We start from the raw sequence: 23,718 nt of genomic DNA on the forward strand, positions 1-23,718 counted from the left end.
GTTCTCCATTTATTAAGGTTAAAAGCGAAGGAAAACGAAGGATTTCAGTGCAATGAAGTGAATTACAGAGTATTAATGTAGAAAACTGCAGATTTTACACGGAAGATCACAGTTTTTGTCGGATTTTATTGATTTATTGAGAAAGTTTCTGTATAATCAGCGTTGTTGATTTTTCATAGGATGTAGCCTGTTCCAGAGCAGCAAGGCTAATAACTAATAACTTAAGCATAATTAGGGGGTTATTAATTTGGGAAAAGCGTTAATTATTGGCGCTGGCGGTGTAGCGAGCGTTGTTGTTCATAAATGCTGCCAGAACCCGGATGTATTCGAAGAGATTTGCATTGCCAGCCGTACGGTGTCGAAGTGCGATGCGCTCAAAGAGAAGCTGGACGGGGGCCTGACTAAGATTTCTACGGCCAAGCTGGATGCTGACAACACGGAAGAAGTCATTGAGCTGATCAAGAGCTTCCAGCCGGATGTCGTGATTAATGTGGCTCTTCCTTACCAGGATCTGACGATCATGGATGCCTGCCTGGCTACCGGAGTGCACTATGTAGATACAGCCAACTACGAACCGCAGGATACTGCGAAGTTTGAATATTCCTGGCAATGGGCGTACAAGGAAAGATTCGAGCAGGCCGGAATTACAGCGCTGCTCGGCAGCGGCTTCGACCCTGGCGTAACCGGAGTATTTACGGCCTATGCGCAGAAGCATTATTTTGACGAGATTCATACGATTGATATTGTGGATGCGAACGCGGGCGACCACGGTTATCCGTTTGCCACCAACTTCAATCCTGAGATTAATATCCGCGAGATTACTGCGAACGGACGTTACTTCGAGAATGGCGAGTGGATTGAGACCGCGCCGCTGTCTGAGAAGAAAGTATACGATCTCCCGGAGATCGGCCCGAAGGATATCTACCTTTTGTACCATGAAGAGTTAGAATCACTGGCTGTTAACATTCCTGGCGTGAAGAAGATCCGCTTCTGGATGACCTTCTCGCAGAACTATCTGACCCACCTGAAGGTACTTGAGAATGTGGGCATGACTTCTATCGAGCCTATTAATTATGAAGGTAAAGAGATTATTCCTTTGCAGTTCCTGAAGGCTATTCTGCCTGACCCGGCTTCCCTGGGACCAAGAACCAAAGGTAAAACCAATATCGGCTGTATCATTCAAGGAACCAAAGACGGTCAGCCTAAGACCTATTATGTCTACAATGTCTGCGATCACGAAGAGTGCTATAGAGAGGTTGGCTCACAGGCCATTTCCTACACTACCGGTGTTCCTGCGATGATCGGGGCGATGATGATTATCAAAGGGATCTGGAACAAACCGGGTGTACACAATATCGAAGAGTTCGATCCAGATCCGTTCATGGATGCACTTAACAAACACGGCCTGCCTTGGCAAGAAAATTTCTCGCCGACGCTGCTGGATTAAGGCGCATGGCCATGAAGAACAAGGACATCGATATAGATATCAGCAATCTGCCGTCCCCTGCCTATCTGGTGGATGAACGGCTGTTGACGAAGAACCTGGAGACCCTGAATTATGTGCAGGAGAAGAGCGGAGCCAAGATTCTTCTTGCGCAAAAAGGCTTCTCCATGCACGCCATGTACCCTTTGGTCGGCAAGTACCTGCATGGCGTAACCTCCAGCTCTCTGTTCGAGGCCCGGCTGGGCTTCGAGGAGATGGGCAAAGAGGTCCATGTCTATGCACCCGCTTATGTCGACCGTGAGTTCGATGAGCTGCTTCGCTACAGCGATCATATAGTATTCAACTCGTTCGACCAGTGGAGCCGGTTCAAGCAGCGCGTGCAGAACGCGCCGAAGCAGATTAGCTGCGGGATTCGCGTCAATCCGGAGTATTCCGAGATTGAAGTGCCGCTCTATGATCCTTGCTACAACTTCTCCCGTATGGGCGTAACCCTGCCGAACTTCCGGCCGGACGAGCTGGACGGCATTGACGGCCTGCATTTCCACACGATGTGTGAGCAGAACTCGGATACGCTGGAGCGTACGCTGAGGGTTGTAGAAGAGAAATTCGGCCAGTACCTGCACGGGATGAAATGGCTGAACTTCGGCGGCGGGCATCATATTACCCGTCCTGACTATGATCTCGACACCTTGATCAAGTGCATTCTGCATATGAAAGAGACGTACAACGTGGAGATCTATCTGGAGCCGGGAGAGGCCGTTGCCTTGAACACTGGTTATCTGGTTGCTACGGTACTCGACACCATGCATAACGGCATGGATATCGCGATTCTCGATACCTCGGCTGAATGCCACATGCCGGATGTGCTGGCGATGCCTTATCGTCCGGGCATCTTCGGTGCCGGAGAACCGGGCGAATTCGCCCACACCTACCGGCTTGGCGGCATGACCTGCCTGGCAGGGGATGTGATCGGTGATTATTCCTTCCCGGAACCGCTGAAATACGGCGATAAGCTGATCTTCACCGACATGGCGCATTACTCCATGGTGAAGAACCACATGTTCAACGGCGTGAACCTCCCGGCTATCGCTTCTTATAATGAAGAAGAAGGCCTCAAGGTGATCCGCGAGTTCGAATATAGTGACTTCAGCGGCCGGTTGTCTTAATCGGTTGATGATAATAATAGAAGCGCCCCTTCAGCTTGGCTGAGGGGGCGTTTTTGTGGTACGCCCAGCATGGGCGTCATCTTTAGGGTGAAAGTCCCGAGCGGGGGCTGGCAAGCGCCTACCGTTAGCCAAGGGCAAGGGTGTCTACCGTGAGGTGGAATCTGAAGGAAGCCGGAGGCAAAAGCACGGCCTGAGGTACACGAATCCAATTAGAGGCGGCTGCAGCCGGATGAGTCACCCACACATGACAAAATCCAAAGCTGCCAAGTGCTGTAGCCGTAGACTTGGGCAGGCGCGGGCGGAAAGATGACGTTCTTATCTGGGGAGGCCTGTCGGATATGCAAGGAAAAAAACTTGTAACCGTAGCTGAGAGGCTACGCTGAACTGGCAGGAGTCAGCAGAAGCCATAGTACGTAAACTGTTGCAACCGTTTACGGAAGGGCTGAACCGAAAGGAGAGAGGAAACCGATGCGTTCGCATGAAGAGCAACGACAGCAGAATATCTCGCAAGAGAGCTTGCGGCAAAGAGAAGCGGTGAAGCCGTCAGGGTATGCCGGAGCGCCGAGTTCTTCATCGGCACAAGTCGGCCTTTCCTCTCGCAAAGCAGAGAGCCACCTGCTGGAGCGAATGCTCGAAGGAGATAACCTTCGGCTCGCATACAAACGAGTGGTCCAGAACGGAGGAGCACCCGGTGTGGACAATGTAACGGTAGCGAATCTACAGGCTTATTTGAAAACACATTGGGAACCGGTGAAAGCCGAACTTCTTGCGGGTACCTATAAACCTGCACCCGTCAAACGGGTGGAAATCCCCAAACCCGGAGGCGGCGTACGGCTGCTAGGCATCCCGACGGTAATGGACCGCTTTCTCCAGCAGGCTCTTCTACAAGTCATGAATCCGGTCTTTGACGCAGGATTCTCGTGGTACAGCTACGGATTTCGGCCGGGAAAGAGCGCCCATGACGCCGTGAAACAAGCACAAAGATATATCCAAAGTGGTTTGAGATGGGTCGTAGACCTCGATCTCGAGAAATTCTTTGACCGGGTAAATCACGATAGGCTCATGGCAAGGGTTGCGCGGAAAGTAGCAGACAAGAGAGTACTAACACTGATTCGCGCGTATCTTAGCGCCGGAGTGATAGTCAATGGAAAGCTGGAGCATAGCCGGGAAGGAACGCCACAAGGCGGTCCGCTCAGTCCGCTTCTGGCAAACATTCTATTGGATGATCTGGATAAGGAATTGACCGGACGCGGACTGCGGTTTGTACGCTACGCGGACGACTGTAATATCTTTGTGGCGAGTAAACGAGCGGGCGAACGGGTCATGGAATCGGTCAGCCGATTTGTAGAAGGAAAGCTAAAACTGAAAGTGAACCGGGAGAAAAGTGCGGTAGCCAGACCCTGGCACCGGAAGTTCCTAGGATTCAGTTTCCTGAGCCAGAAACAGGCAACCATACGAATAGCGCCGAAGAGTCTTAAAGCATGCAAAGAGAGAATTCGAGAGCTAACGAACCGAACCTGGTCCATCTCAATGGAAGAACGAATAAGCCGATTAAATCAATATCTGATGGGCTGGCTAGGCTATTTCCATTTGGCATCGGCCAAGAAACACCTCCAAACGCTGGACCAGTGGATTCGAAGAAGGTTGCGAATGTGCCTGTGGAAACAGTGGAAACGAGTACGCACACGAATCCGCGAACTCCGGGCACTAGGAACGCCCGAGTGGGCCTGTTTCACAATGGCAAACTCACGGCGAGGCGCATGGGAAATGTCCCGGAATACAAATAATGCCCTTCCGACTTCCTACTGGGAAGGGAAAGGGCTGAAAAGTTTGCTTTCACGTTACTTAGAGCTTTGTTAACCTTTTGGAACCGCCGTATGCGGACCCGCATGTACGGTGGTGTGAGAGGACGGGGGTTTGCCGCCCCCTCCTACTCGATCCAACTGGGCAACTGGGGGGGAATCCTGCACAAAATGCAACAATGCATCCCCCGATCGGTCCATCTGCTTGAAATGCTGCACAAAATGCAACAATAGAATGATCTGAGCCAGCCAACCGCTGGAAATCCTGCAATAAATGCAACAATCCCCGCTTATGCTACTTATCCGGCCAGAAATCCTGCAAAACTTGCAACAATTTAAACCCGAATAACAATCAGCGCGGGACCGTTTTAATCGGAATCTTTTTACCAAAGAATACGAAAGACTCGATTTCTTTATCATTTATAACATTATCAAACGTTTTTAGTGTAATGAGTTGGTTACTTGTATAATAGCTCGTAGACATTCCTGTAAAAATTCTAGTTGTTTCTGAAGTACCATCTGTAAAATTTATAGTGATAGGTAAGTCATCCAAATATATATTTGGACCAATTTCTTCTAACTTGAAGGCGAATTTATTTATTTCTTGTAATGAATCGCTCTCAATCTTCAAGGTGATTGAAATTGGCGAGACAGAGATCGTCTTTAAGATTGCTTTATAACCATACAGTGAAATGCCCTGATTGACCTGATAAAGGCTAGAGTATTCTTTGAAATCAAGCTTAAGTGTGGCCTCCCAGGAACCAGATACTACGGTTTCAAAAATACCGGGATACGGATCAGCAGCTTCCAGATTTCTGAGAATAAGATCAACGGTTTGACCAGCTAAGGAATTATTGGTCATTATATTCATAACCAAACTAATTTTGTTGTCATAAGGATTCCCGTCATCGATTACCTCGTATCCTGTACTGTACGAGCTTTGATTAGAGTCGATATCGGCATGAAATCGATAGCGGGCCGCATTCAGATCTGTGCCTTTAGGAGCGGTAAAGTCCATTAAAATATAAGTTAGATTGCTGTCGCCGATCACCTGCCTAATGGTTAGTGAGCCCTGCTTATTTTTAATTATTTTATTTATTGTAAAAGCGCCATTAGACATATGTACAACCTGATTCTTATTGGATGGTTTAAGAAATTGAATCAGTGCTTCATCAAGTCCTGTATATACTGCTGCAAAAGCTGTAGTGGTTAAACCAATCATCAGTACAGCAGCAAGTATAGTATATCTTCTAAGTTTTATAGGAGCAGTTCTTCTTTGACTTTTATGATTAATCTGGCTATTTGTTAAAATATTTTGAAAAATTTTATCTTTTTGATCCTTTGTTGGCGTCAAAGCTTCAAAAGCCTCATGAATATTTTTAATCCTCAATATAATCTCCTCCCAAATCTATCTTAAGCCGTTTACGGCCTCGAAATAATTGTGTTTGGATTGTGCTTTCTTTGCAGCCTAACATTTTAGCGATTTCCTTTACTGTGTATTCCTCGAAATAATATAGATACAATACGGTTTTGTATTTTTCAGGGAGTGAAAGAAGTTTTGAAACGACTTTACCCGAAGGCTCAAAACCATTCCAAGTAACAGCCTCCGGCAAACGCTCTAATGCCACACGGCGGGTTCTCCACCAATGTTTAAGAATATCTTTACAGTAGTTTCTAGTAGTTACTGTCAACCATGCTTTTTCATGCTCGTGGTCATTAAAGAACCTTGGAGTGTTAATTAGTTTGAGGAACACAGATTGAACAGCGTCTTCAACATCAACAGGATTTTTTAAATATATATAGCAAAGCCGGTAGACCATATCTGCATGTCGTTGATAGAGTTCTGCGAATTCTATATCTGTGTCTAACAAAGAGCTGGATTTCATTATTTCGCCTCCTATAAACAACACGATTGAAGGTTTCAAAATATCTCAAAAGGCGAATTTTAGATTATTCTTTGTTTATATACAAGATCAAAATAAAAAAAAGACCATTCTCCATTTGAGAATAGTCTGCTAATGTTTTTGTGTCAGGGGAGAATCCCCTTACTTCATACTGATCGCAATCCGGCTCTCCTGCGGCAGCCAGTCGACCTTGGCCCCGAGCTGTTCGCTGATGAAGCGCAGCGGCAGGTAGACGGTACCATTAACTACAAACGGCGGTGTTGCCAGAGTGACGTTTTTATTATTTACTGTGGTGGCTCCGTTCACGGTGTTGATGACGATGGTTAGCGGAGTTTTATCGGCAGCGGTACCGGTGATCGTTACTACTTTGTCCATGGAATAACCGATAGTAGCTCCCATCTTGCTGAACAGTGAACGCAGCGGAATGAAATTCTGTCCGTTACGGGTAATGACACCATTGGTGAAGGCAATGGATTCGCCATTCAGGCTAACGGAGATTGGCTTTTGCATCGGAACGGGCTCTTTGTAGCTGAATTCATAAGTACCGTACCCGAGCTCAGCATTCTTGTTCACGCCCCACCCCCAGAGGGTGCCGTCGTTCTTCTGCATAATGACATGTCTTCCTCCGCCTTTTATCGACTGGATGTCGGAAGCAAGCAAGGTAAACTTTGCATTTGGCGACATAAGTTCTGCGGCAATCGAAGCCGCATAGACCTTGCCGTCTGAGGTCAGAGCGACAATAGATTGTTCAACAATGTACGCATCGTTCACCTTGCTGATCCCTGAGAAGACAACCGGAACGGGTTCATCCTGATACGTGGTTCCATCCGAATATCCAGTGACTGTGGAGCCCCAGAACCAGAGACGGGATTGCTTGTCAATCGCGAGCCGGCTGCGCCCGTTGTTGTACAGAGTGCGAATATCTTTTAAGCCGGAAAAAGGAGTTGCAGTTATCTTCGCCGGGTCACTATAGGTCTCCGGTAAATAACTATCCTGGTCCGGCCAGGTCCAGACGCTGCCATCCTTACTGAGCGCATAATTCTGTTCGAGCTGGACAATGTCCTTCAGATTGGCGACCGGTGTAAAAGTGGCAAGTTCGTCAATGCTGGTACAGACCGTCCCGTCTGTCTTCAGGAACAGATAGCGCTGCCAGTCGCTAAACTTATTGTTAAGCTTGTTGCTCTCGGAATATTGAGAGATGGCTGTAACGTGATCCAGGCCGGGAACAGGCGCGAACGGAGGTGTCGTATTGTCGTCGGTTGACGTAACTGAAGTATAGACCGCACCCTCTCCAGTGACTGCCAAATGACGCGGGTATACTCTTTGGAAACTGGTTATATTCTTCAATTCGGGCACAGGTGTAACTTCAATGGCCATAGTCCGGGCGTTGCTCTCCCACTTCCAGACCGAGCCATCCTTGGTGGTTACCATTGCACTGTAATATAAAGGGAAAGAAGCCTGTACATCACTTAGTCCATGTACCTGAGTAGGTACGGACTTCGTCTCCCCCCAGACCCACAGGGTCCCATCGTCCTTAATCAGATAATCGGGTCCGTAGGAGGAGATGCCGGAGCCAACGTCATTAGCTGCTGCTGTTGCAGCCTCGGGATTCCCCAGAGTCAGACACGCCGTCAAACCCACCACCATGCTCACAAGCAAAATTCTTTTTTTCATCACGATATCCTCTACTCTCTATAGGAAATTACTGAATTAGGTAAATAAAAGAATATATTACCTTGAATATAGACGCTGCTTGGCCCTGAAAAGTTTCTTTGAAAATTAACCGTTGCTTGCGGTGCTCCTGTGGTACAATAATTTAGTCTGTTTTTTGGAATTGTCCGTACTTGAGGAGGAAATTAGCGTTAATGAAACATGCACCTTTTATAGCCGTGGAAGGCCCGATTGGAGCCGGTAAAACCACCCTCGCCACGATGCTCGCCACCGAACTACAGCTTCCGGTCATTAAAGAAATTGTCGACGAGAATCCGTTTCTGGACAAGTTCTATCAGAATATGGACGACTGGAGCTTCCAGCTTGAGATGTTCTTTCTCTGCAACCGGTTCAAGCAGCTTGAAGACACAACTGTGCAGTACATAGATCAAGGGAAGCCGGTCATTTCGGATTATCATATCTATAAGAATCTGATCTTCGGGGAACGGACGCTGAAGGGATCGAAACGGGACAAATACCGGGAGATCTATCATATTCTGACCGATGATTTCCCCAAGCCGAACATCATTTTGTATATCCGGGCGGATCTGGATACGTTGCTGGCCCGGATTGCCAAGCGTGCGCGTACATTTGAAGAGATCATTGCCCCTGCCTACCTCCAGCAGTTAATTGAGGATTATGACGATGCAATGGCCTCACTGGCCCGCCGCGAACCGTCCACCGTAATCGTCACTATCGACGGAAATCAGGTGGATTTCGTGGAGAATCCCGAAGATTTCAACACCATCGCGAAGCAAGTAAAGGAGCTTATGAAATGAGTAGTTACAACATCCCGAATGATGCCATTATCACTGTGGCCGGAACCGTAGGTGTCGGCAAGTCGACGCTGACCGCAGCACTCGCGCAGCGCCTGAATTTCCAGACCTCGCTGGAGCAGGTAGATCATAACCCGTACCTGGAGAAGTTCTATCACGATTTCGAGCGGTGGAGCTTCCACCTGCAGATCTATTTCCTGGCCGAACGCTTCAAGGAGCAGAAGAAGATGTTCGAGCTGGGCGGCGGGTTTGTGCAGGACCGTTCGATTTATGAGGACACCGGGATTTTCGCCAAAATGCACGCCGATCAAGGCACTATGTCCCCGACCGATTATGCTACGTACACCAGCCTTTATGAGGCCATGGTGATGACGCCATATTTCCCGCATCCCGACGTGCTGATCTATATTGAAGGCAGCCTGCCTTCGATCCTGACCCGCATCAATGAGCGCGGACGCGAGATGGAGATCCAGACCGACGTCTCCTACTGGGAGCATATGCATGGCCGCTATTCCCAGTGGATTAACGAATTCAGCGCCTGTCCGGTGCTGCGGCTGAATATTGATGAGTACGATGTGCATGATCCCGCCTCGGTGTCTGCCATTCTGGATCAGGTAGGCCGGACGATTGGGCAGCGGGTGGCACAAGCATAAAGTGTTTATTTACAAAAAAAAGAGCGTTTCACAGCCGATAGAGACTGTGGAACGCTCTTTTTCGTTAGGACGAACGATTAGTTCGATTGATCTACATAATAATTAGCGGTTTACCTGAAAATTATGCTGTCTATAGGTCTGTATAATATTTCGCATTTGCACCTTAATTTGGGTAATGTGGCCTGTTTCAAATCACCTGCCATTGGATTAATTAAAAACAGAAGGAAATATTACCAATTGAGAAAAGCTAAATCAAATGAAGTTAATACATAATTAACACAGTCAGAATGACTGGAACAGTAAGAAAAGGAGCGAAGGGCACGGAGCCGGGAATATCCTGCCGGTAAGTCCGCTTCAAGAGCAGAACCGCAGCACATAACAGACAAGCCGCACCGAACAGGGCCAGATTCAGGAGTCCTCCCAGCCATACCCCTACAGCCGAGATTAGCTTAATGTCTCCTGCTCCAATTGAACGAGAGTACCTGCGCAAGAGAAGAAGGGGGGCGGCGGGAAGAAGCAAACCGTTAAGCGAGTTCAGCAGAGACCCGTACAGGATCATATGAAGAATGCCCACTCCCAGAATTAAGACTGTCAGAATATTGGGAATCTTGCGCCGGCGGATATCATTTAAGCTACATAGGATCAGTATTAACATAAGGCTGGATAACAGTAGGAGTTTCATATAGGACACCGCCTCGGATTCTGTGTGCTGTGCTGGGTTTTGTGCTCTGCACTATTAGTCGCTTTATGGAAAATGTTCTCATGATGTGCCGTATTGTGTCAAGGCTGAAGGCCGGGGTTCTATACCAGGCAAATTTACAATGAAAGAGGATTGATGATGAGGGTACTTCTACTGGCTGGTACAGGTCACGGGTACATCACTGCCCATATCGCTGATCCGTGGACAACTATGAATGACGGAGGCCTGCGGGTCCGGGATACAGCCGGGTTATTGCAGAATTCCACGATTCCCGCACCGGAAGCTGTTGTGATTACAGACGAAGGATTGCCGGACGGACTGGCTGCTGACAGGGAGTCTGTTCATAATCTGTTAGAGCATCTATCCCAGACCCGGGAAGACACTCCGGTAATTATATTAACGAGAGACCCGCGTCAGAGAGAAGCATGGTCATCCCTTGCAAGACAATATCTGGGGCTCAGTGTTCTTGAATATCATACACCCAGGCTGCCAATCGCATTGGTGAAGCAGGCTTTGGCACAGCTTGCAGATCGTCTGAGGAATAATGGGTTAGGATCAGGCAGCCTAGAAATGCGCTTCACGCCAGCCCGGGAGAGTGAACCGGGTGAGCTGAAGGGCAAGAAGCGTTCTTTCCTGGACAGGTTCCGTTCCAAAGGCAAGGATACAGAAGCCCTCCAGTCCACTGATTCGCTCTCCCGGGAACTGGCGAACATCAGCCGGGGGATGAGCCGGGTAGTGGCGGTGACCGGACACCGGGGCAGCGGGCTGACGAGCACCGCAGTCAATCTGGCGGCAGAAGCTGCAAAACGCGGACTGAACACTATTCTTGTGGATATGGATACTGAATACAGAGGGATTAACTTATATTTCAGCGGATTTGATGAACAGGCGCACAAGGATGAGCATCTGGGGAGTTCCTTGATCCGGATGCTGGCGAAGCCGCAGGATTACAGGACCAATGCTTTTCCGGTCCAAGGAAATCTATGGATGACTACACTCAGCTACGGATTCCAGGACAAGCGGGCGATTCAGCAATTCTACACCAGCGAGAAGCTGGCCGGATTGTTATCGGCTCTGCGGAATAACTTCAACCTGGTCGTACTCGATCTTCCCCTGGATGCCATGCGGCAGATGGAGAGTGCGCTGATTCATATGGATACCTTCGGACTGTGTGTTCCTAACAACCTATATTCGGTGCTAAGCACCCTGCGGAATATTGAATTAGTGCTTGAACGGGATTCTGCCGCCTATCTCAATGCCAAGACCAAAGTTATTGTCACCCGCTATAATCACAGCTTCCGTTATCACGGTGACCTGTTTACCCCGGAGAAGGTCGGTGAGCTGCTCGGCTCGGGCCTCAGTGACAGCTTCCGGTTTGAACCGGCACTGGCCGGGTACGTGCCTGCCAGTGCCGGATTTGACCAGCAGATCGAAAGTGATATCCCGATTGTGAACAGCGGACCGGAGTTCGAGCGGGCCTTCGGCACCATACTTCTTAGATTGATGGAGGGTTCGGGGTAGATGGATATCAGAAGTGTAAAAAATGTGGCTCCCAACCGGAACCTGTTGAAACGAATAGTTGCAGTACTGTTCAGTCTGACCGTCATTGTCGTCTCATACATAGTCATCACCAACGCCAGCCAGGATGCCCGTGATACGGTAGAGGTGCTGCGGCTCACAGAAAAGGGAGGGCTGCCCGCCTTTACGGTGCTGACAGAGAAGCAAGTGGAGACCTATAACATTATCCGCACAGAGTATACATCCGATATGGTGCTGGCGGACAAGCTTCCTGAAGTACTGGGCAAGTTCACGAAATATTATATTCGGGATAATAGTGTGCTGTATGAGGATCAGCTGCTGGATGAGAAGCCGGTCAAGAATGAATGGCTGTATAAGCTGGGTGAGAAGCAGGAAGTCCTCACCCTGCCCTACAACTTCCTTGAGGCTGGCGGAGACATTCTGATGCCGGGAGACCGTGTCCGTATCCGGGTGTCTTACAATGTGGAAGAAGCTGCAGCTTCTGGTGCAGGAGGCAATCCCAATGCCGTATTCAACCCCTCACAGTCCTCCGTTACGAAGACCGAGATTCTGTTCGACAGTATTGTCATCAAGGATATGCTCAACGCCAACAGCCATTCGATCTATGAGGTATACAAGGAAGTGCTGAAGCTGAGCGAGGACAAGCGGCAGGAGGTTATGCGCAGCGACGATTTCCTGAAGAGCATTCAGCCCAAGGCTCTGCTGCTGGAAGGCTCAGGTGAGGAGATTAATAAGTATGCCAAATACAAAAGCCTGGACAGCAAAAGCTTTCTGATTACGATGCTCAGCAGAAGCGGCAGCACGGTAATTATGGATGAGCTGCCTACACTGCAAAATGAGGTGGAATCATGGATCGAAAAGAAGTAAAAAAACTGGAGAGCATCTTCCGCAAGATATCCTCTAAGGAGCTGGTAGGAGCCGAGTTTCGGGACAGCCCGCTGATCTATAGTGTTATTGGTTTCTTGCCGGCCTGTGAAGGGACAGATCAGGCCATGCTGATCGGCAATTTAGGCTATCTGCTGGCACAACAAGGCTTCAACACCTGCATCGTGGATTTTAAAGTGTTCAATCCGAACCTCTACTATCTGTTTGGTGTAGATCCTCCCGCCAGAGGAAAAGGGCTGATCCGGGTGCTCAAAAGCGATAAAGCGGATATGCGTGAAGATATTGATCCTACTTCTGAGGAGAACCTGTATCTGCTCTCCCCCAGTCCCTATGATCTGCTGGAGGAATACTTCGAATTTGGTTTCGCGCATATTGAACAGGTATTATCCACACTTAAGGGAATGTTCGATATTATCCTGCTGGACATTCCATATAATCCTCCACTCGAATTCTGTACGGGGGCGATGAAGCACTGCCATATCGGATATTTTACAGCAGCCGAGCGGATCGAGGCTCCGGGCAATATGACCAAGCTGCTGGACTTTGCCGCTTCCATTGGCATCAGCACAGCCAAGTTCACCAGTGTGATTATGATGAACCTGCATGAGATCGGGCTGGATTATAAGGTGTTCAAGCAGATGGGCTTTCAGATCGCAGCAGCGCTGCCCTTTGTGAAGGCCGCAGCGGCGTACACCCAGGACGGCAAGCTATATGTTAAAGATCATCCTCTGCAAAATAAGGCGTTCATGAAGGAAATGAACCGTTTGCGGGATTCCATTATTAATCAGTGAAGGAGGCCTGAGCCTTGCTAACCCGGGCAAAAGTAAGTGAAATGCAGCAGAAGTTCTCGCACCACAGCACTCAAGCGGAAGATATGGATGCACTCAAAAATAAATACACCACCATCAGCTTCGAGGAAGCGCTGGAATTATGCCAGAAATATATTAGCAAGGCAGCAACGAATGCCTTCCGCCGGGAGAGAGACCCGATCCGCAAACGGGAAATGACCCAGGGGTATATTATGGAGTTTGTCGATTCCCAGAAGCCTAGTGTGGAGGAATATGGCGGTTTGCAGTCCCTGAAAAATGCGCTGATTAACGAAATCACGCATTATGGCCCGATAACCGAGGCCATGGAGGACCCGCAAATTGACGAGATCCGGGCCAACGGGCCGGAACAGATCTTCGTGGAGACCGGCGGCAAAACGCTGCGCTGGGACCAGCATTTCACAGACCGCGAACATATGGAGCGTATCATATCGAAGTTAATTGGAGTGTCCAAGATGCGCCTAACACCGAAGGTTCCGATGGTGAATGCCCGAACGGTGGAAGGGTACCGGGTGAATGCCACGCATGCGGAAATCTCACCCTATGAGCTGCCTGCTTTTGTAATCCGCAAATTCAGCAAAAAAAGTCTTACTCCAGCCATGATGATTCATGAACAAAGCTTCTCCGTCAATATGTTCCGGCTGCTCTCCCTAATTCCCAAAGCAGATCAGTCATGGATTACTGTAGGACCAACCGGCAGCGGTAAAACTACGCTGAATGAAGTGCTAGTGAAGCAGATTCATCCGCTCTCCCGGATTATAACCATTGAGAATCCGTCCGAGATGCGGCTGCACCGCCGGGAAGGTGGAGAATTCGGCCCCATCATCAATGATGTGCTGCAGTACGAATCCGTGCCTGAAGAGGATGATGCCAGCCCGGCTACCATGGAGAATCTGCTGATCAATGCGATGAGGCAGTCTCCCCATTGGATCGGGCCGGGCGAGCTGCGGACCCCGGGTGAATTCGCGACTGCGCTGCGGGCGGCACAGACGGGGCATTTCTTCTTCACCACACTTCATGCCGAAGGAGATGAGGAGGCGATCTACCGCTTCCTGACTGCCTATCTGATGGTGTCGAATGAACCTGCCGAGCTCGCCTTGCGCAACATTTGCAGTGCAGTCAAATTCGTAATCTACCAGGAGAAGCTGGCTGACGGTACCCGCAAGGTCACGTCGATATCTGAGATTCTGGGGTCTGAAGGCTTGAAGCCGCTGATTAATCCGATTTATAAGTTCATCTATGATGATGTGGTGGAGGAGGCGGGCGGCACAAGGGTGGTCCAAATCATCGGGCGGCACAAGCGGGTGGGCAAGCTATCCCTGCGTGCCCAGGAATCTATGCTCAAGGCGGGCATTAAGCGCAGCCGGTTTGAATTCCTCACCCGGGAGCCCCTCGATGACGAAACGGAGGGTTATGCATTCGATGAATGTGAACTTACTCATTAGTCTGCTGCTCGGCGCTGCGGCCTTTGTGCTGTTCAATACGATCTTCCAGGTCCGCTTCTTCGAGGGCTCTCTTCACCGCCTGTTAGATATGCTGGACACGGTGGCCGACCATCTTGGTAAATACAATACCAAACGTTACGTTGCCCGGATTAAGCGGGAGCGTATTGTCAAGCGCAAGGAGAACCCGATCGCGAAATATAACCGGCTGGTGGAAGGGCTGATTCTGGATTTCAACCTCCCGGTTACTCTGGAGAGCTTCACTTCTCTGCTCTGCATTTCTTTCGCGCTGGTAGCCGTGGTCATTGTGTTCTTCATGAATAGTGTAACGTTGTCGGTAGTCGTAACCATCTCCATCTTTGTCGGCCTGATGACCTGGTTCGTGATGCAGTCCAAGATTATACGTGCCCAGGATATCGAAAATATTATGGACGCAGAGGATCTGATCTGTCCGCTGGCACGTGACGGTGTGCTGGTCGCGATCAAGAAGGTGATGGAGAGTGACGAATACATCAGCCCTAACATCCGGGTCTATCTCCGGCAGTTCATTGATAACTGCGAGAATAACGGATATAGCTTCAGGCAGGCCATCACTCTGCTGAACCGCCAGCTCGGTCCTAAGTTCGATGATTTTACGAAGAAGGCGATTGTGTTTGAATATAACGAACGCAAGGGAATGGCCGACATTTTCCTGGATATTGTAGATGAGAATGCGGTACTGAGGGAGATCAATGCGCGTAAGGAGACGATTTTCCGTAAAATGAACCGTGATTTCCTGATGAAAACCGTCATCGTACTGCTATTCTTCATCTACGCTCTGTCCATTGACGGATTTCGCGAATTCATGCTGGATACGCAGGCTGGCAAGCTAATTAATACCATGATGATCTGTGTAATCTGTCTGAGCTTTGCACGCACCCAGGCGCTCCAGGGTAACCTTGGGGGAGGAAGTGACCGTAAATGATCTTTATTGCCAAGGTGTGTGCCTTAACGTCCATTCTGTATCTGATTAAGCTGTTTCTCCTGCCCATGCTGAAGCCGGTCAGCGGACGAAAGAAGAAGCGCGCACGCCGGTTCATGAACGAACGAAAAAGCACGCAGCTGAAGCAGCGGGTAGCATTGTACAAAAAGAACTTTGCCCTGAAATATATGACAGGCTTTGTAGGCACCGCAGACCGCATCCGCTTCCGCAAGATGATAGACCGTCTGGAGCTGCTGGTCCGGCCGGAGGAGATTAGACTGAATCAATTGCTCTATGCCTCGGGCGGAACGCTTCTGGCAATCGTGCTGGGCAGTGCAAACCGGCTGCTTGGCTGTGTGACCGCCATCTTCATTCTGCTGGGCTGGATCTATCCGGTCAAGAGTCTTGAAGAACGTATCGAGAAGAAGAACCGCAATATCTCGCTTGATTTTCCTGCCTTTTACAGCATGGTCTACTACCAGTACTCCAAATCCATCAATATCTATCTGGCAGATGTGATCCGGGATTACCTGCCTCATGCGGGCCAGGATATGGCTGAAGAGCTGGGTGTGATGCTGGACAATATTGAATACGGCGAGGAATATGCGCTGAAGCAGCTCAAGAAACGGGTTCCCATGCGTTATGTCATCAAGTTCTGCGACATCATGGAGACCCGCCTTAGAGGCTATGACAATGTCTCCCAGATGGTGTACCTCAAGAATGAGGTCAATCAATTTAGGGTGGAAGCACTGGAGAAGGATCTTCTGCGGCGTGAGCGCAGCAATGCCCGAATCCAATGGATACTGATCATCATCCTGTTTGTGTACATTGCCATTTATTATCTGTTCCTGGTCAAGGGTTCACTGGAAATGTTTCAATAAATTTTATATTCGGAGGTTGAACAATATGGAGAAGAAATCGGAAAACGTGGCTAAACCTAAGAAGAGTCAAGAGAGCTTTTGGACAGAAGAGCGCGGGGATATCGGGGTGAAGCAGATTGCACTTACCGTAGCGGCCATCGTCATTATCGGTGCGGCAATCGTTATTGTGCAAGGAAATCTGGGAGCCTGGATCAGTGACATTTGGGATCTCTTCATGAAGCAGATTGAGAAATTCACACAGTAATCTGAAGGAGGTACACCAGCAATGCGGGGAGTCGCAAAATCCTTTCTGGTCGCGATTGTGGTGGCAGCCAGCATTATGGTGTTCACCAATCTGGTGTTCTTCTTCCCATGGTACATGACACTGGTCATCGAGACCTTCAACCTGTCACAGGTCGCTGCCGGAGATAACTATATCAAGCAATCCTATTATGATGATGCGCTGAAGCGTCTGAAGGAGCGTCCAATCTACCGGGAGCATCCGAATCAGATCGAGGTCGAAGCATTGAATGAAGATAATGGCAGGGCTGTCGGCAATGACGACGAGACAGTCTATGCCAATGCGACCGAGCTGGAGAAGCCCTACCGCCAGCGGGGAGAGCCCGTGACGGTCACGGTACGCGCAGTTTATCCGCTGAGCGTTAAGCTATGGGGGGAAGAGATCCGCACGGAGATTCCCGTGTCTTTTTCGCTAACCTCAGTCGGGCTGAAGCACTATAAGGATCTGGACTATTATTTCGATTAACTCATTCGGATGAGAAGCGGGGACTGAAGGACTTGAGAACAATCGCTGTGTCCATTCTGATCGCTGTGATGCTGTCCATCCTGATTGCACCGCTGACAGAAGTGTTCAACATTTCACGCGAGCAGATTGTACTGAGTACGGCGCTTAATAATGCGCTGCGCTCAGCGAAGGACCGGAGCCTGGTCTATGAGAAGCTGCGGGGCCTGGACGCGGAGGTGGATGAAGAACGTTTCGCGGAGTACTTCGCTGAAGCGTTTGGTGCAGCGATGAAAGCCGGGCTTACAAGCAACGATGGAGGTCAGCTAACCTTCGCAGGGGAGCAGCAGGCGATACAGGTAACCCTTGAATTTAGACATGAGCCTGAGGCATGGAATGGGCGGGAAACTACTGAAGTGCATGTCCTGGCGGAAGTACCTTATGTGTTCAAGACAAGATATTTACGCCTGGCCCGGGAAGCCGGGCAGGATGTGGATTTCGTCATGACAGGCGAGCGGATGACCGTACTCTCTGTGAAGAACTAGGGAACGGAGGATAGGATTCTTATGGAATATGTGATGGTTACGCTGAAGGCAGGAATGGTGGAAGCTGATCTGAAGCTGCCCTCGGAAATCCCGGTATCTGAACTGCTGGAGATGCTGGAGGAGCCGCTTGCGCTGAAGAAGCCGCAGAGAGGGAGACTGCAGGCAGAGCCGCTGGGCCGTATTCTGGAGAGCGCACGTTCACTTGAGGAAGAGGGTGTCAGCCACGGCGCGCTGCTGACGCTGATAGGAGAGGAATGACAGCATGAATGATAATATTGCAGGCGGCGGACTCCTGTTACAGACTCCTGGTGTGTACTGCATAACGGATCTATGCGGGACGCTGGAACCGGAACCGGGAACTTATCTGTTGAGCCGGGATGAAGAAGGAGCTGCAAGGCTGCCCGGAATCCTCTGGTTCATGAATGAAGCGGGCGGGTTGCTGTTCGCCAGTGACCAGAGCCGTGGTAATGCCTTGTGCAGAGTGGATACGGGAACGCTGGAGCTGAAAGTACTGCTGCATGAGCCTTGCCGCGAGATCAGGCTCAGAGCAGGCTGGCTGTTTTACATTAATGAAAAGGATGGAAGATTGTACCGTTGTCTGCCGGACGGACGCAAGACCGAATGCCTTACGGACAGTGTGGTGCAGTGCTATACGATCTTGGGAGAACAGCTCTATTATGCTTGCGCACAAGGTATTTACAGTTGTCCATTGGAGGGTAACCACTCTACCCGGCTGACTGAGGGAGGCGCTGCTTATCTGCAAACTTGCGGAGCGCGGCTCCTGTATGCGGATCTGATGAATGGACATGCCTTGACGCTGCTTGATCCGCTGTCCGGTGAGCGGGAAGCCTACCCGGACCTGATTCCGCTCAGTATGATCAGCGAAGGTGGTTACATCTACTGCTGCAATGCGGGCAATGACGGATCGATCTATAGGCTGGATCTGAAGTCTGGTGAGAGCCTGCGCATTTATGGAGAGCGTGCGGACCGCGTGCATAAGGCAGACGGGCAACTGTTCTTCATTCATCAAGAGCTGTGGTACACCATGCCAATGTCAGGCGGACAAGCGGTTCGCTTTCAGGCAGACAGAAGTCGTTAAGGGGGGATGAAGATGGCAAAAGTATACGAATTCAGCCGCCAGCCCAGATTTTTGCCGGATATGCCTGGCGGTGAACTGGAAATTCCTAATCCTCCACATGCCTATGCTAAACCGGAGATCGCTTGGATGGCCCTGCTGGTGCCCCCTGCCGTAATGCTCGTCATTACCGTGCTGCTGGCACTGACAGCCCAGTCTATGTATATGATGCTCTCCATTGCCATGACGGTAACCACGCTTCTGTTCTCCTTCACGGGTGCAGCGTCGCAGATTCGTAAGTATAACCGGCAGAAGAAGGAGCGGGAGCAGAAGTATCTGCAATATATTGCAGATGTCCGTGCCGAGCTGTCCCTGGCCCGGACACAGCAGAGTAAGGCGCTGCACGAGATGAACCCGGAGCCTGAAGCCTGTCTGCATCGACTTCAGCAGCATGACAGCAAGCTGTGGGAACGGACGCCGGTTCACCAGGATTTTCTCTCCTTGCGGCTGGGGGTAGGCAGTGTGCCGTCCGCCTTACGTATCGTATACAACAAGCAGGCAGTCGTGCTGGAGAATGACCCGCTGCTGATGGAGCCGCACCGGCTGGCGCTGGAGTTCGCCAAGGTTCCTGATGCACCGGTTACGGTTAACCTGCTGGAAGCTGAAATTTGCGGCCTCGCAGGAGAGGCAGAGCGAACCCGGCATCTGCTGCAGCAAATGGTCCTGCAGCTGGTGACGCATCACGGATACGATGATGTGAAGCTCGTGCTGCTGGTGCCGGAGGAACGTGTTCAAGATTGGAGCTGGCTTAAGCATCTGCCCCATGTGTGGAATGAGGATTTCACCACCCGTTACCTGCTCTGCGGCCGGCCGATGGCCCACCCTGTGCTGGGTGAATTACAGGGGATTCTGAGGGAACGGGAGCTGCGCACGGTGCCCGGGAGTTTGCATCCGCATTATGTCTTTATCATTGAAGATCCTTCGCTGCTTGAGAATGAACCTATCTACAATTATCTCTATAACGGGAATTCCCGGCTTGGCGTATCCTCGATGTTCATTGCAGCCAATAAAGCCTATCTTCCGATGAATAGCCGCGTAGTGATCCATATGAACAGCAAGAGTGCCGAACTCGCGGACAAAATATCGGGAGTCAAGCTGACCTTCTTGCCCGATCAGGTGAATACGAGAACGCTTGAACAGTCGGCCCGTAAGCTGGCCCCTCTGCGTCTGCGGTCTACGGGAGCAGCGTTTGCTCTTCCTGCTTCGGTCACACTACTGGACATGCTGGGGGTCCGTACCGTGAAGGAACTGGATTTCCCGTCCATTTGGAGCCGCAACAAGACGTTTAGGGGAATGAGTGTCCCTATCGGTGTACGCGCAGGCGGAACCGCATTTCGTCTGGATCTGCATGAGAGCGGGCATGGCCCCCACGGCCTGGTTGCCGGGACCACGGGTTCAGGCAAAAGCGAGCTGCTTCAGAGCCTGATTATTTCGCTGGCGATCCACTATCATCCGCATGACCTGGTCTTTGTCCTGATTGACTACAAAGGCGGCGGGATGGCCGACGTATTCCAGGGACTTCCTCATCTGGTGGGGACGATTACCAACCTGGGCGGGAATGAGACGAACCGGGCGCTGCTCTCCATCAAAAGCGAGCTGCTGCGCCGCCAGCGGCTGTTCGCCGAACAAGGGGTCAACAATATCGACCGCTATCAGAAGCTGTATCATAACGGAGGAAAGGAACGCGGCATGACGCCTATCCCGCATCTGATCATGATCGCCGATGAATTCGCGGAGCTGAAGCAGGATCAGCCCGACTTCATGAAGGAATTGGTCAGTGCCGCGAGAGTAGGCCGAAGCCTGGGGGTACATCTGATCCTGGCTACGCAGAAGCCGGCAGGAATCGTGGATGATCAGATCTGGAGCAATGCGAAATTCAAAATATGCCTGAAGGTCCAGGATGAAGCGGACAGCAAGGATGTCATTAAGCGTCCGGATGCGGCCATGATCAAGGAACCGGGGCGGGCGTTCATCCAGGTGGGGAATGACGAGATCTTTGAGATGTTCCAGTCGGCTTACTCTGGAGCAATGTATGATCCTGGCAACGTGCAAAGGCATCACCTCCGGCACAAACGCATTTACCGGCTGCAGCTCAACGGCAAACAGGAGCAGATCTATCCGCTGGATGAAGAGAAGCTGCCTGAGATGGAGGTGCCAAGCCAACTGGAGAGCGTGGTCAAATCGCTGGCAGCTTCTGCCCGGAGCGCAGACATTCACCCGCTCCCCGGACCCTGGCATCCTCCGCTGCCTGAATCGGTAGATTTAGCGGAATTGTATAAGGCTGACGGGGGCTGGAAGGAAGCTGGCGGCTGGCCGGCAGTCCAGGAGACGCTGAGCATCCCCGTCGGACTTGTAGATGACCCGCGCGGGCAAAGGCAGGAAGCGTTGATGCTTGATTTGGCCGGGGAAGGTAATCTCTTCATCTACGGGGCGCCGGGCACGGGCAAAACGGTGCTGCTGAGAACCTTATGCTTGTCAGCGGCGTACCGGTATTCACCAGATGACGTACATTTATACTTAATGGATTGCGGAGGCTCTTCGTTCAAAGCGCTTGAAGCGCTGCCCCATTGCGGGGGCGTGATGACGCTGGAGCAGGAGAAGACTATTCTCCAGTTCACTAAATTCCTGTTTCGCACCATGAATGAGCGCAAGCGGATTTTTGAAGACAGCGGGGCGGACGGCTTTGCCGATTACCGGGCAAGGATCGGCAAGCTGGCGTCAGTGGTGCTTGTGATTGACAACTATTTCGCCTTATCGGAGACCTATGAGGAGCTGGATGAGCAGATGGTGGTGCTGGCGCGGGAAGGGACCAAATATGGAATCTATATGGTGGTTACGGCTACCAATGCTTCGCTTGTACGCTATAAATTCGCTATCAATTTCAAGAATGCCATCAGCCTGCAGATGACAGAGAAAAGCGAATATGAAATGATTGTCGGCCGCACGGAAGGACTGGAGCCATCACGTGCGGCCGGCCGGGGACTTGTGCGCGGTAAGCCTCCGCTGGAGTTCCAGACGGCATTGCCGCTCCTGCCAGAGCAGAAGCATGGAGGAGTGGAGCAGTGGATACTTCACCTGCGTAAACAGGCAGACACCGGCCTGTTTACGGAAGCACCGCGGATTCCGGTGATGCCGGCTTCCATTGATATCCGTAAGCTGAATGAGGCTTGTGCACTGCCGGAAGGGCGGCTGGCGATTGGACTATCAGATAACGACCTTCAGCCTGCCGTCCTGGATCTGGACACAACACCTATTGTCATGGTAGCCGGAGATCCCATGTCCGGTAAAAGCACACTGCTGGTGTCATGGATCACACAGCTTCTTAATCGGTCTGAGAAGAGCGTTATCTATGCGCTTGATTCAGGGAGTATGGGAATTTACAGTGTGCTAGGGCAGCCTGGTGTAACGGATTTGGCAGCCGTAGATGATATGTATGCCTTCGCAGAAGAAATCAAGAATGAGCTTGAGGGCAGACGCCGCTCCCTGCTGGAGGTCAAGAGCAGCGGCGGTGCAGCCGAAGAGCTGTTTGCCTCATGGCCGCGTATCGTCTTCGTCATTGACCGGCTTACGGAGTTCACGAATGGTGACCTCTATGCCTTGAAAGAATTGCTGGAACGAATGGTAAAGCAGGAACGGGCGCTTAAGGTTGCCGTTATTGCCGGAGATAACACCTCCGAGCTGGCCGGGAACTGGGACGGACTCGGGAAGGCAATCCGCGAGGAACAATGCGGACTTCAGCTGGGCAGCCTGAAGGATCAGAATCTGTTCAACGTCCGGTTGCCTTACGGTGAGAAGGAGAAGGAGCTGGAGCCGGGCGATGGCTACCTGATTCTGAAGAATAAATACTCGGGTATTCGTACGGCTACTTAGGGCCTTCGAATGACCCATTTGAGGAGGTGAGCTTGTTGCCTACGCCGCAAGAAATCCGCCGGCAGTCAGGAAATGTAAGCAGTGCGGCGGAGGATATCCGCCGGGAGCAGAGTAAGAATGACAGCAGTGCCGCTCAGAGCAGCAGCTGGTGGAAGGGCGGAGCCGGGGATACTTACCGCAGCGAGTATCAGGAGATTACCCGGGATGTAACCCGTTTGCTTGGACATATGCGGGAGCTGCAGAATCAGCTGCAGGTCCTGGCGGGCGCTGTTCAGCGGGCTGACGATGAACGCAGGGCGAGGGCGAAGGCCGAAGAAGAGGCCCGCCGCGCGCTGGCCGCAGCCGCTGCGAGGAAGAAGTAACGGCAATAGATTCCACGAAGGGAGGTGAATCGAATGGTGAAACAGGTATTCAGTCCTGAGCAGGCTAGAAGTGTTGCCAGTTCCATTAAGGCTAAAGGCCAAAGTGCTAAAGATATCATCAACAAGCTGGATAGTGAAATTAAAGCTGCTGAAGCATGGTGGCAAGGTGAATCCTCCAAGGCCTTCATTGAGGAATTCAATCAGTTGAAGCCGTCGCTCGACAAGCTGGTCGAGTGTGTGAATGGCATCAGTATGCAATTGAATAAGGTTGCAGAGATCAAAGAACAAAGCGATCGCGATATTGCCAGCCAGCTTCGCAGATAGAAGCAGGCGGAATATAGGTATAGGCGGCCGGAAGCTTAGGCTTCCGGCGCGGCTATGCTTGTCATACATAA

The 23,718-nt window shown here is 50.8% G+C and carries 23 protein-coding genes; 19 read left to right on the forward strand and 4 right to left on the reverse strand.

Annotated features, from left to right (window positions below; translation table 11 throughout):
• The first annotated feature begins 247 nt into the window (after positions 1-247).
• The 3 genes from NYE24_RS31580 (at position 248) to ltrA (ending at position 4,470) form a co-directional block, all read left to right on the forward strand.
• Positions 248-1,447, forward strand: a complete 1,200-nt coding sequence (locus NYE24_RS31580) for a saccharopine dehydrogenase family protein (protein ID WP_342477526.1) — start codon at positions 248-250, stop codon at positions 1,445-1,447.
• A 26-nt stretch (positions 1,448-1,473) separates the two neighbouring features.
• Positions 1,474-2,610, forward strand: coding sequence for a carboxynorspermidine decarboxylase (gene nspC, locus NYE24_RS31585; protein ID WP_341027863.1), 1,137 nt, complete (start codon positions 1,474-1,476; stop codon positions 2,608-2,610).
• A gap of 468 nt (positions 2,611-3,078) precedes the next feature.
• Complete coding sequence (ltrA, locus tag NYE24_RS31590; protein ID WP_342477527.1) at positions 3,079-4,470, forward strand: group II intron reverse transcriptase/maturase; 1,392 nt, start codon at positions 3,079-3,081, stop codon at positions 4,468-4,470.
• Between the two features lie 294 nt (positions 4,471-4,764).
• Here ltrA and NYE24_RS31595 read toward each other — a convergent pair whose 3' ends face one another.
• The 3 genes from NYE24_RS31595 to NYE24_RS31605 all read right to left on the reverse strand — a co-directional run bounded on the left by NYE24_RS31595 (position 4,765) and on the right by NYE24_RS31605 (position 7,990).
• On the reverse strand, positions 4,765-5,802 hold the full coding sequence (locus NYE24_RS31595) for a hypothetical protein (RefSeq protein WP_342477528.1): 1,038 nt from the start codon (positions 5,800-5,802) through the stop codon (positions 4,765-4,767).
• The gene (locus NYE24_RS31600) at positions 5,792-6,298 is read right to left on the reverse strand and encodes an RNA polymerase sigma factor (RefSeq protein WP_342477529.1); all 507 of its coding nucleotides are present in this window, start codon (positions 6,296-6,298) and stop codon (positions 5,792-5,794) included. Before NYE24_RS31600 ends, NYE24_RS31595 begins: the two co-directional genes overlap by 11 nt.
• A 159-nt stretch (positions 6,299-6,457) precedes the next feature.
• Positions 6,458-7,990: a stalk domain-containing protein gene (locus NYE24_RS31605; RefSeq protein ID WP_342477530.1), complete on the reverse strand. Its 1,533-nt coding sequence runs from the start codon at positions 7,988-7,990 to the stop codon at positions 6,458-6,460.
• A gap of 191 nt (positions 7,991-8,181) precedes the next feature.
• Between NYE24_RS31605 and NYE24_RS31610 the strand changes: the two genes are divergently transcribed.
• Entirely contained in the window at positions 8,182-8,805 is a 624-nt protein-coding gene (locus tag NYE24_RS31610; RefSeq protein ID WP_036702438.1) for a deoxynucleoside kinase, read from the forward strand.
• A complete protein-coding gene (locus NYE24_RS31615) occupies positions 8,802-9,455 on the forward strand; it encodes a deoxynucleoside kinase (RefSeq protein WP_036702435.1) in 654 nt (217 codons plus the stop codon). Before NYE24_RS31610 ends, NYE24_RS31615 begins: the two co-directional genes overlap by 4 nt.
• A 262-nt stretch (positions 9,456-9,717) precedes the next feature.
• Here the strand turns inward: NYE24_RS31615 and NYE24_RS31620 are convergent, their stop codons facing one another.
• Complete coding sequence (locus NYE24_RS31620) at positions 9,718-10,110, reverse strand: prepilin peptidase (RefSeq protein WP_342477531.1); 393 nt, start codon at positions 10,108-10,110, stop codon at positions 9,718-9,720.
• 183 nt (positions 10,111-10,293) lie between these two features.
• On the opposite strand from NYE24_RS31620, the gene NYE24_RS31625 reads away from it, so the two are divergent.
• Genes NYE24_RS31625 through NYE24_RS31690 form a run of 14 tightly spaced genes read left to right on the forward strand, consistent with a single transcriptional unit; the run spans position 10,294 to position 23,647 of the window.
• Positions 10,294-11,676: a hypothetical protein gene (locus tag NYE24_RS31625; protein WP_036702433.1), complete on the forward strand. Its 1,383-nt coding sequence runs from the start codon at positions 10,294-10,296 to the stop codon at positions 11,674-11,676.
• Entirely contained in the window at positions 11,677-12,561 is an 885-nt protein-coding gene (locus NYE24_RS31630) for a hypothetical protein (RefSeq protein ID WP_036702431.1), read from the forward strand.
• Positions 12,543-13,370 carry a hypothetical protein gene (locus NYE24_RS31635; protein WP_036702429.1) on the forward strand — a complete coding sequence of 276 codons (828 nt, stop codon included), beginning with the start codon at positions 12,543-12,545 and terminating at the stop codon, positions 13,368-13,370. The genes NYE24_RS31630 and NYE24_RS31635 overlap by 19 nt, the downstream gene beginning before the upstream one ends.
• Positions 13,371-13,384: 14 nt before the next feature.
• Positions 13,385-14,851 (forward strand): ATPase, T2SS/T4P/T4SS family, encoded by a 1,467-nt coding sequence (locus NYE24_RS31640; protein WP_036702427.1) that lies wholly within the window; start codon positions 13,385-13,387, stop codon positions 14,849-14,851.
• Positions 14,829-15,812, forward strand: coding sequence for a hypothetical protein (locus tag NYE24_RS31645; RefSeq protein WP_036702426.1), 984 nt, complete (start codon positions 14,829-14,831; stop codon positions 15,810-15,812). The genes NYE24_RS31640 and NYE24_RS31645 overlap by 23 nt, the downstream gene beginning before the upstream one ends.
• Positions 15,809-16,690, forward strand: a complete 882-nt coding sequence (locus NYE24_RS31650; protein WP_076157844.1) for a hypothetical protein — start codon at positions 15,809-15,811, stop codon at positions 16,688-16,690. The genes NYE24_RS31645 and NYE24_RS31650 overlap by 4 nt, the downstream gene beginning before the upstream one ends.
• 25 nt (positions 16,691-16,715) lie before the next feature.
• Entirely contained in the window at positions 16,716-16,934 is a 219-nt protein-coding gene (locus NYE24_RS31655; RefSeq protein ID WP_036702422.1) for a hypothetical protein, read from the forward strand.
• 21 nt (positions 16,935-16,955) lie between these two features.
• The gene (locus NYE24_RS31660; RefSeq protein ID WP_076157841.1) at positions 16,956-17,435 is read left to right on the forward strand and encodes a hypothetical protein; all 480 of its coding nucleotides are present in this window, start codon (positions 16,956-16,958) and stop codon (positions 17,433-17,435) included.
• A gap of 32 nt (positions 17,436-17,467) precedes the next feature.
• Positions 17,468-17,956, forward strand: a complete 489-nt coding sequence (locus NYE24_RS31665) for a hypothetical protein (protein WP_036702419.1) — start codon at positions 17,468-17,470, stop codon at positions 17,954-17,956.
• Between the two features lie 21 nt (positions 17,957-17,977).
• Positions 17,978-18,214, forward strand: coding sequence for an EsaB/YukD family protein (locus NYE24_RS31670; RefSeq protein ID WP_036702417.1), 237 nt, complete (start codon positions 17,978-17,980; stop codon positions 18,212-18,214).
• Between the two features lie 4 nt (positions 18,215-18,218).
• The gene (locus NYE24_RS31675) at positions 18,219-19,055 is read left to right on the forward strand and encodes a DUF5050 domain-containing protein (RefSeq protein WP_342477532.1); all 837 of its coding nucleotides are present in this window, start codon (positions 18,219-18,221) and stop codon (positions 19,053-19,055) included.
• Positions 19,056-19,067: 12 nt separating this feature from the next.
• Positions 19,068-22,961, forward strand: a complete 3,894-nt coding sequence (gene essC / locus NYE24_RS31680) for a type VII secretion protein EssC (protein WP_342477533.1) — start codon at positions 19,068-19,070, stop codon at positions 22,959-22,961.
• A gap of 35 nt (positions 22,962-22,996) precedes the next feature.
• A complete protein-coding gene (locus NYE24_RS31685; RefSeq protein ID WP_076157833.1) occupies positions 22,997-23,323 on the forward strand; it encodes a WXG100 family type VII secretion target in 327 nt (108 codons plus the stop codon).
• A 33-nt stretch (positions 23,324-23,356) separates the two neighbouring features.
• A complete protein-coding gene (locus NYE24_RS31690; protein ID WP_036702412.1) occupies positions 23,357-23,647 on the forward strand; it encodes a WXG100 family type VII secretion target in 291 nt (96 codons plus the stop codon).
• Positions 23,648-23,718: the final 71 nt, after the last annotated feature.

The organism is Paenibacillus sp. FSL H7-0350 (assembly GCF_038593195.1).
In the GTDB taxonomy this organism is placed as follows: Bacteria; Bacillota; Bacilli; order Paenibacillales; family Paenibacillaceae; genus Paenibacillus_AQ.

Bases quoted from the DNA above. Each gene is read 5' to 3' on its own strand.
- NYE24_RS31660 (WP_076157841.1), top strand. From the start codon at position 16,956: ATGCGGGGAGTCGCAAAATCCTTTCTGGTCGCGATTGTGGTGGCAGCC.
- NYE24_RS31600 (WP_342477529.1), bottom strand. From the start codon at position 6,298: ATGAAATCCAGCTCTTTGTTAGACACAGATATAGAATTCGCAGAACTC.
- essC (WP_342477533.1), top strand. From the start codon at position 19,068: ATGGCAAAAGTATACGAATTCAGCCGCCAGCCCAGATTTTTGCCGGAT.
- NYE24_RS31635 (WP_036702429.1), top strand. From the start codon at position 12,543: ATGGATCGAAAAGAAGTAAAAAAACTGGAGAGCATCTTCCGCAAGATA.
- NYE24_RS31670 (WP_036702417.1), top strand. From the start codon at position 17,978: ATGGAATATGTGATGGTTACGCTGAAGGCAGGAATGGTGGAAGCTGAT.
- NYE24_RS31675 (WP_342477532.1), top strand. From the start codon at position 18,219: ATGAATGATAATATTGCAGGCGGCGGACTCCTGTTACAGACTCCTGGT.
- NYE24_RS31615 (WP_036702435.1), top strand. From the start codon at position 8,802: ATGAGTAGTTACAACATCCCGAATGATGCCATTATCACTGTGGCCGGA.
- ltrA (WP_342477527.1), top strand. From the start codon at position 3,079: ATGCGTTCGCATGAAGAGCAACGACAGCAGAATATCTCGCAAGAGAGC.
- NYE24_RS31655 (WP_036702422.1), top strand. From the start codon at position 16,716: ATGGAGAAGAAATCGGAAAACGTGGCTAAACCTAAGAAGAGTCAAGAG.
- NYE24_RS31605 (WP_342477530.1), bottom strand. From the start codon at position 7,990: ATGAAAAAAAGAATTTTGCTTGTGAGCATGGTGGTGGGTTTGACGGCG.
- NYE24_RS31630 (WP_036702431.1), top strand. From the start codon at position 11,677: ATGGATATCAGAAGTGTAAAAAATGTGGCTCCCAACCGGAACCTGTTG.
- NYE24_RS31620 (WP_342477531.1), bottom strand. From the start codon at position 10,110: ATGTTAATACTGATCCTATGTAGCTTAAATGATATCCGCCGGCGCAAG.
- NYE24_RS31610 (WP_036702438.1), top strand. From the start codon at position 8,182: ATGAAACATGCACCTTTTATAGCCGTGGAAGGCCCGATTGGAGCCGGT.
- NYE24_RS31650 (WP_076157844.1), top strand. From the start codon at position 15,809: ATGATCTTTATTGCCAAGGTGTGTGCCTTAACGTCCATTCTGTATCTG.
- NYE24_RS31625 (WP_036702433.1), top strand. From the start codon at position 10,294: ATGAGGGTACTTCTACTGGCTGGTACAGGTCACGGGTACATCACTGCC.
- NYE24_RS31690 (WP_036702412.1), top strand. From the start codon at position 23,357: ATGGTGAAACAGGTATTCAGTCCTGAGCAGGCTAGAAGTGTTGCCAGT.
- NYE24_RS31645 (WP_036702426.1), top strand. From the start codon at position 14,829: ATGAATGTGAACTTACTCATTAGTCTGCTGCTCGGCGCTGCGGCCTTT.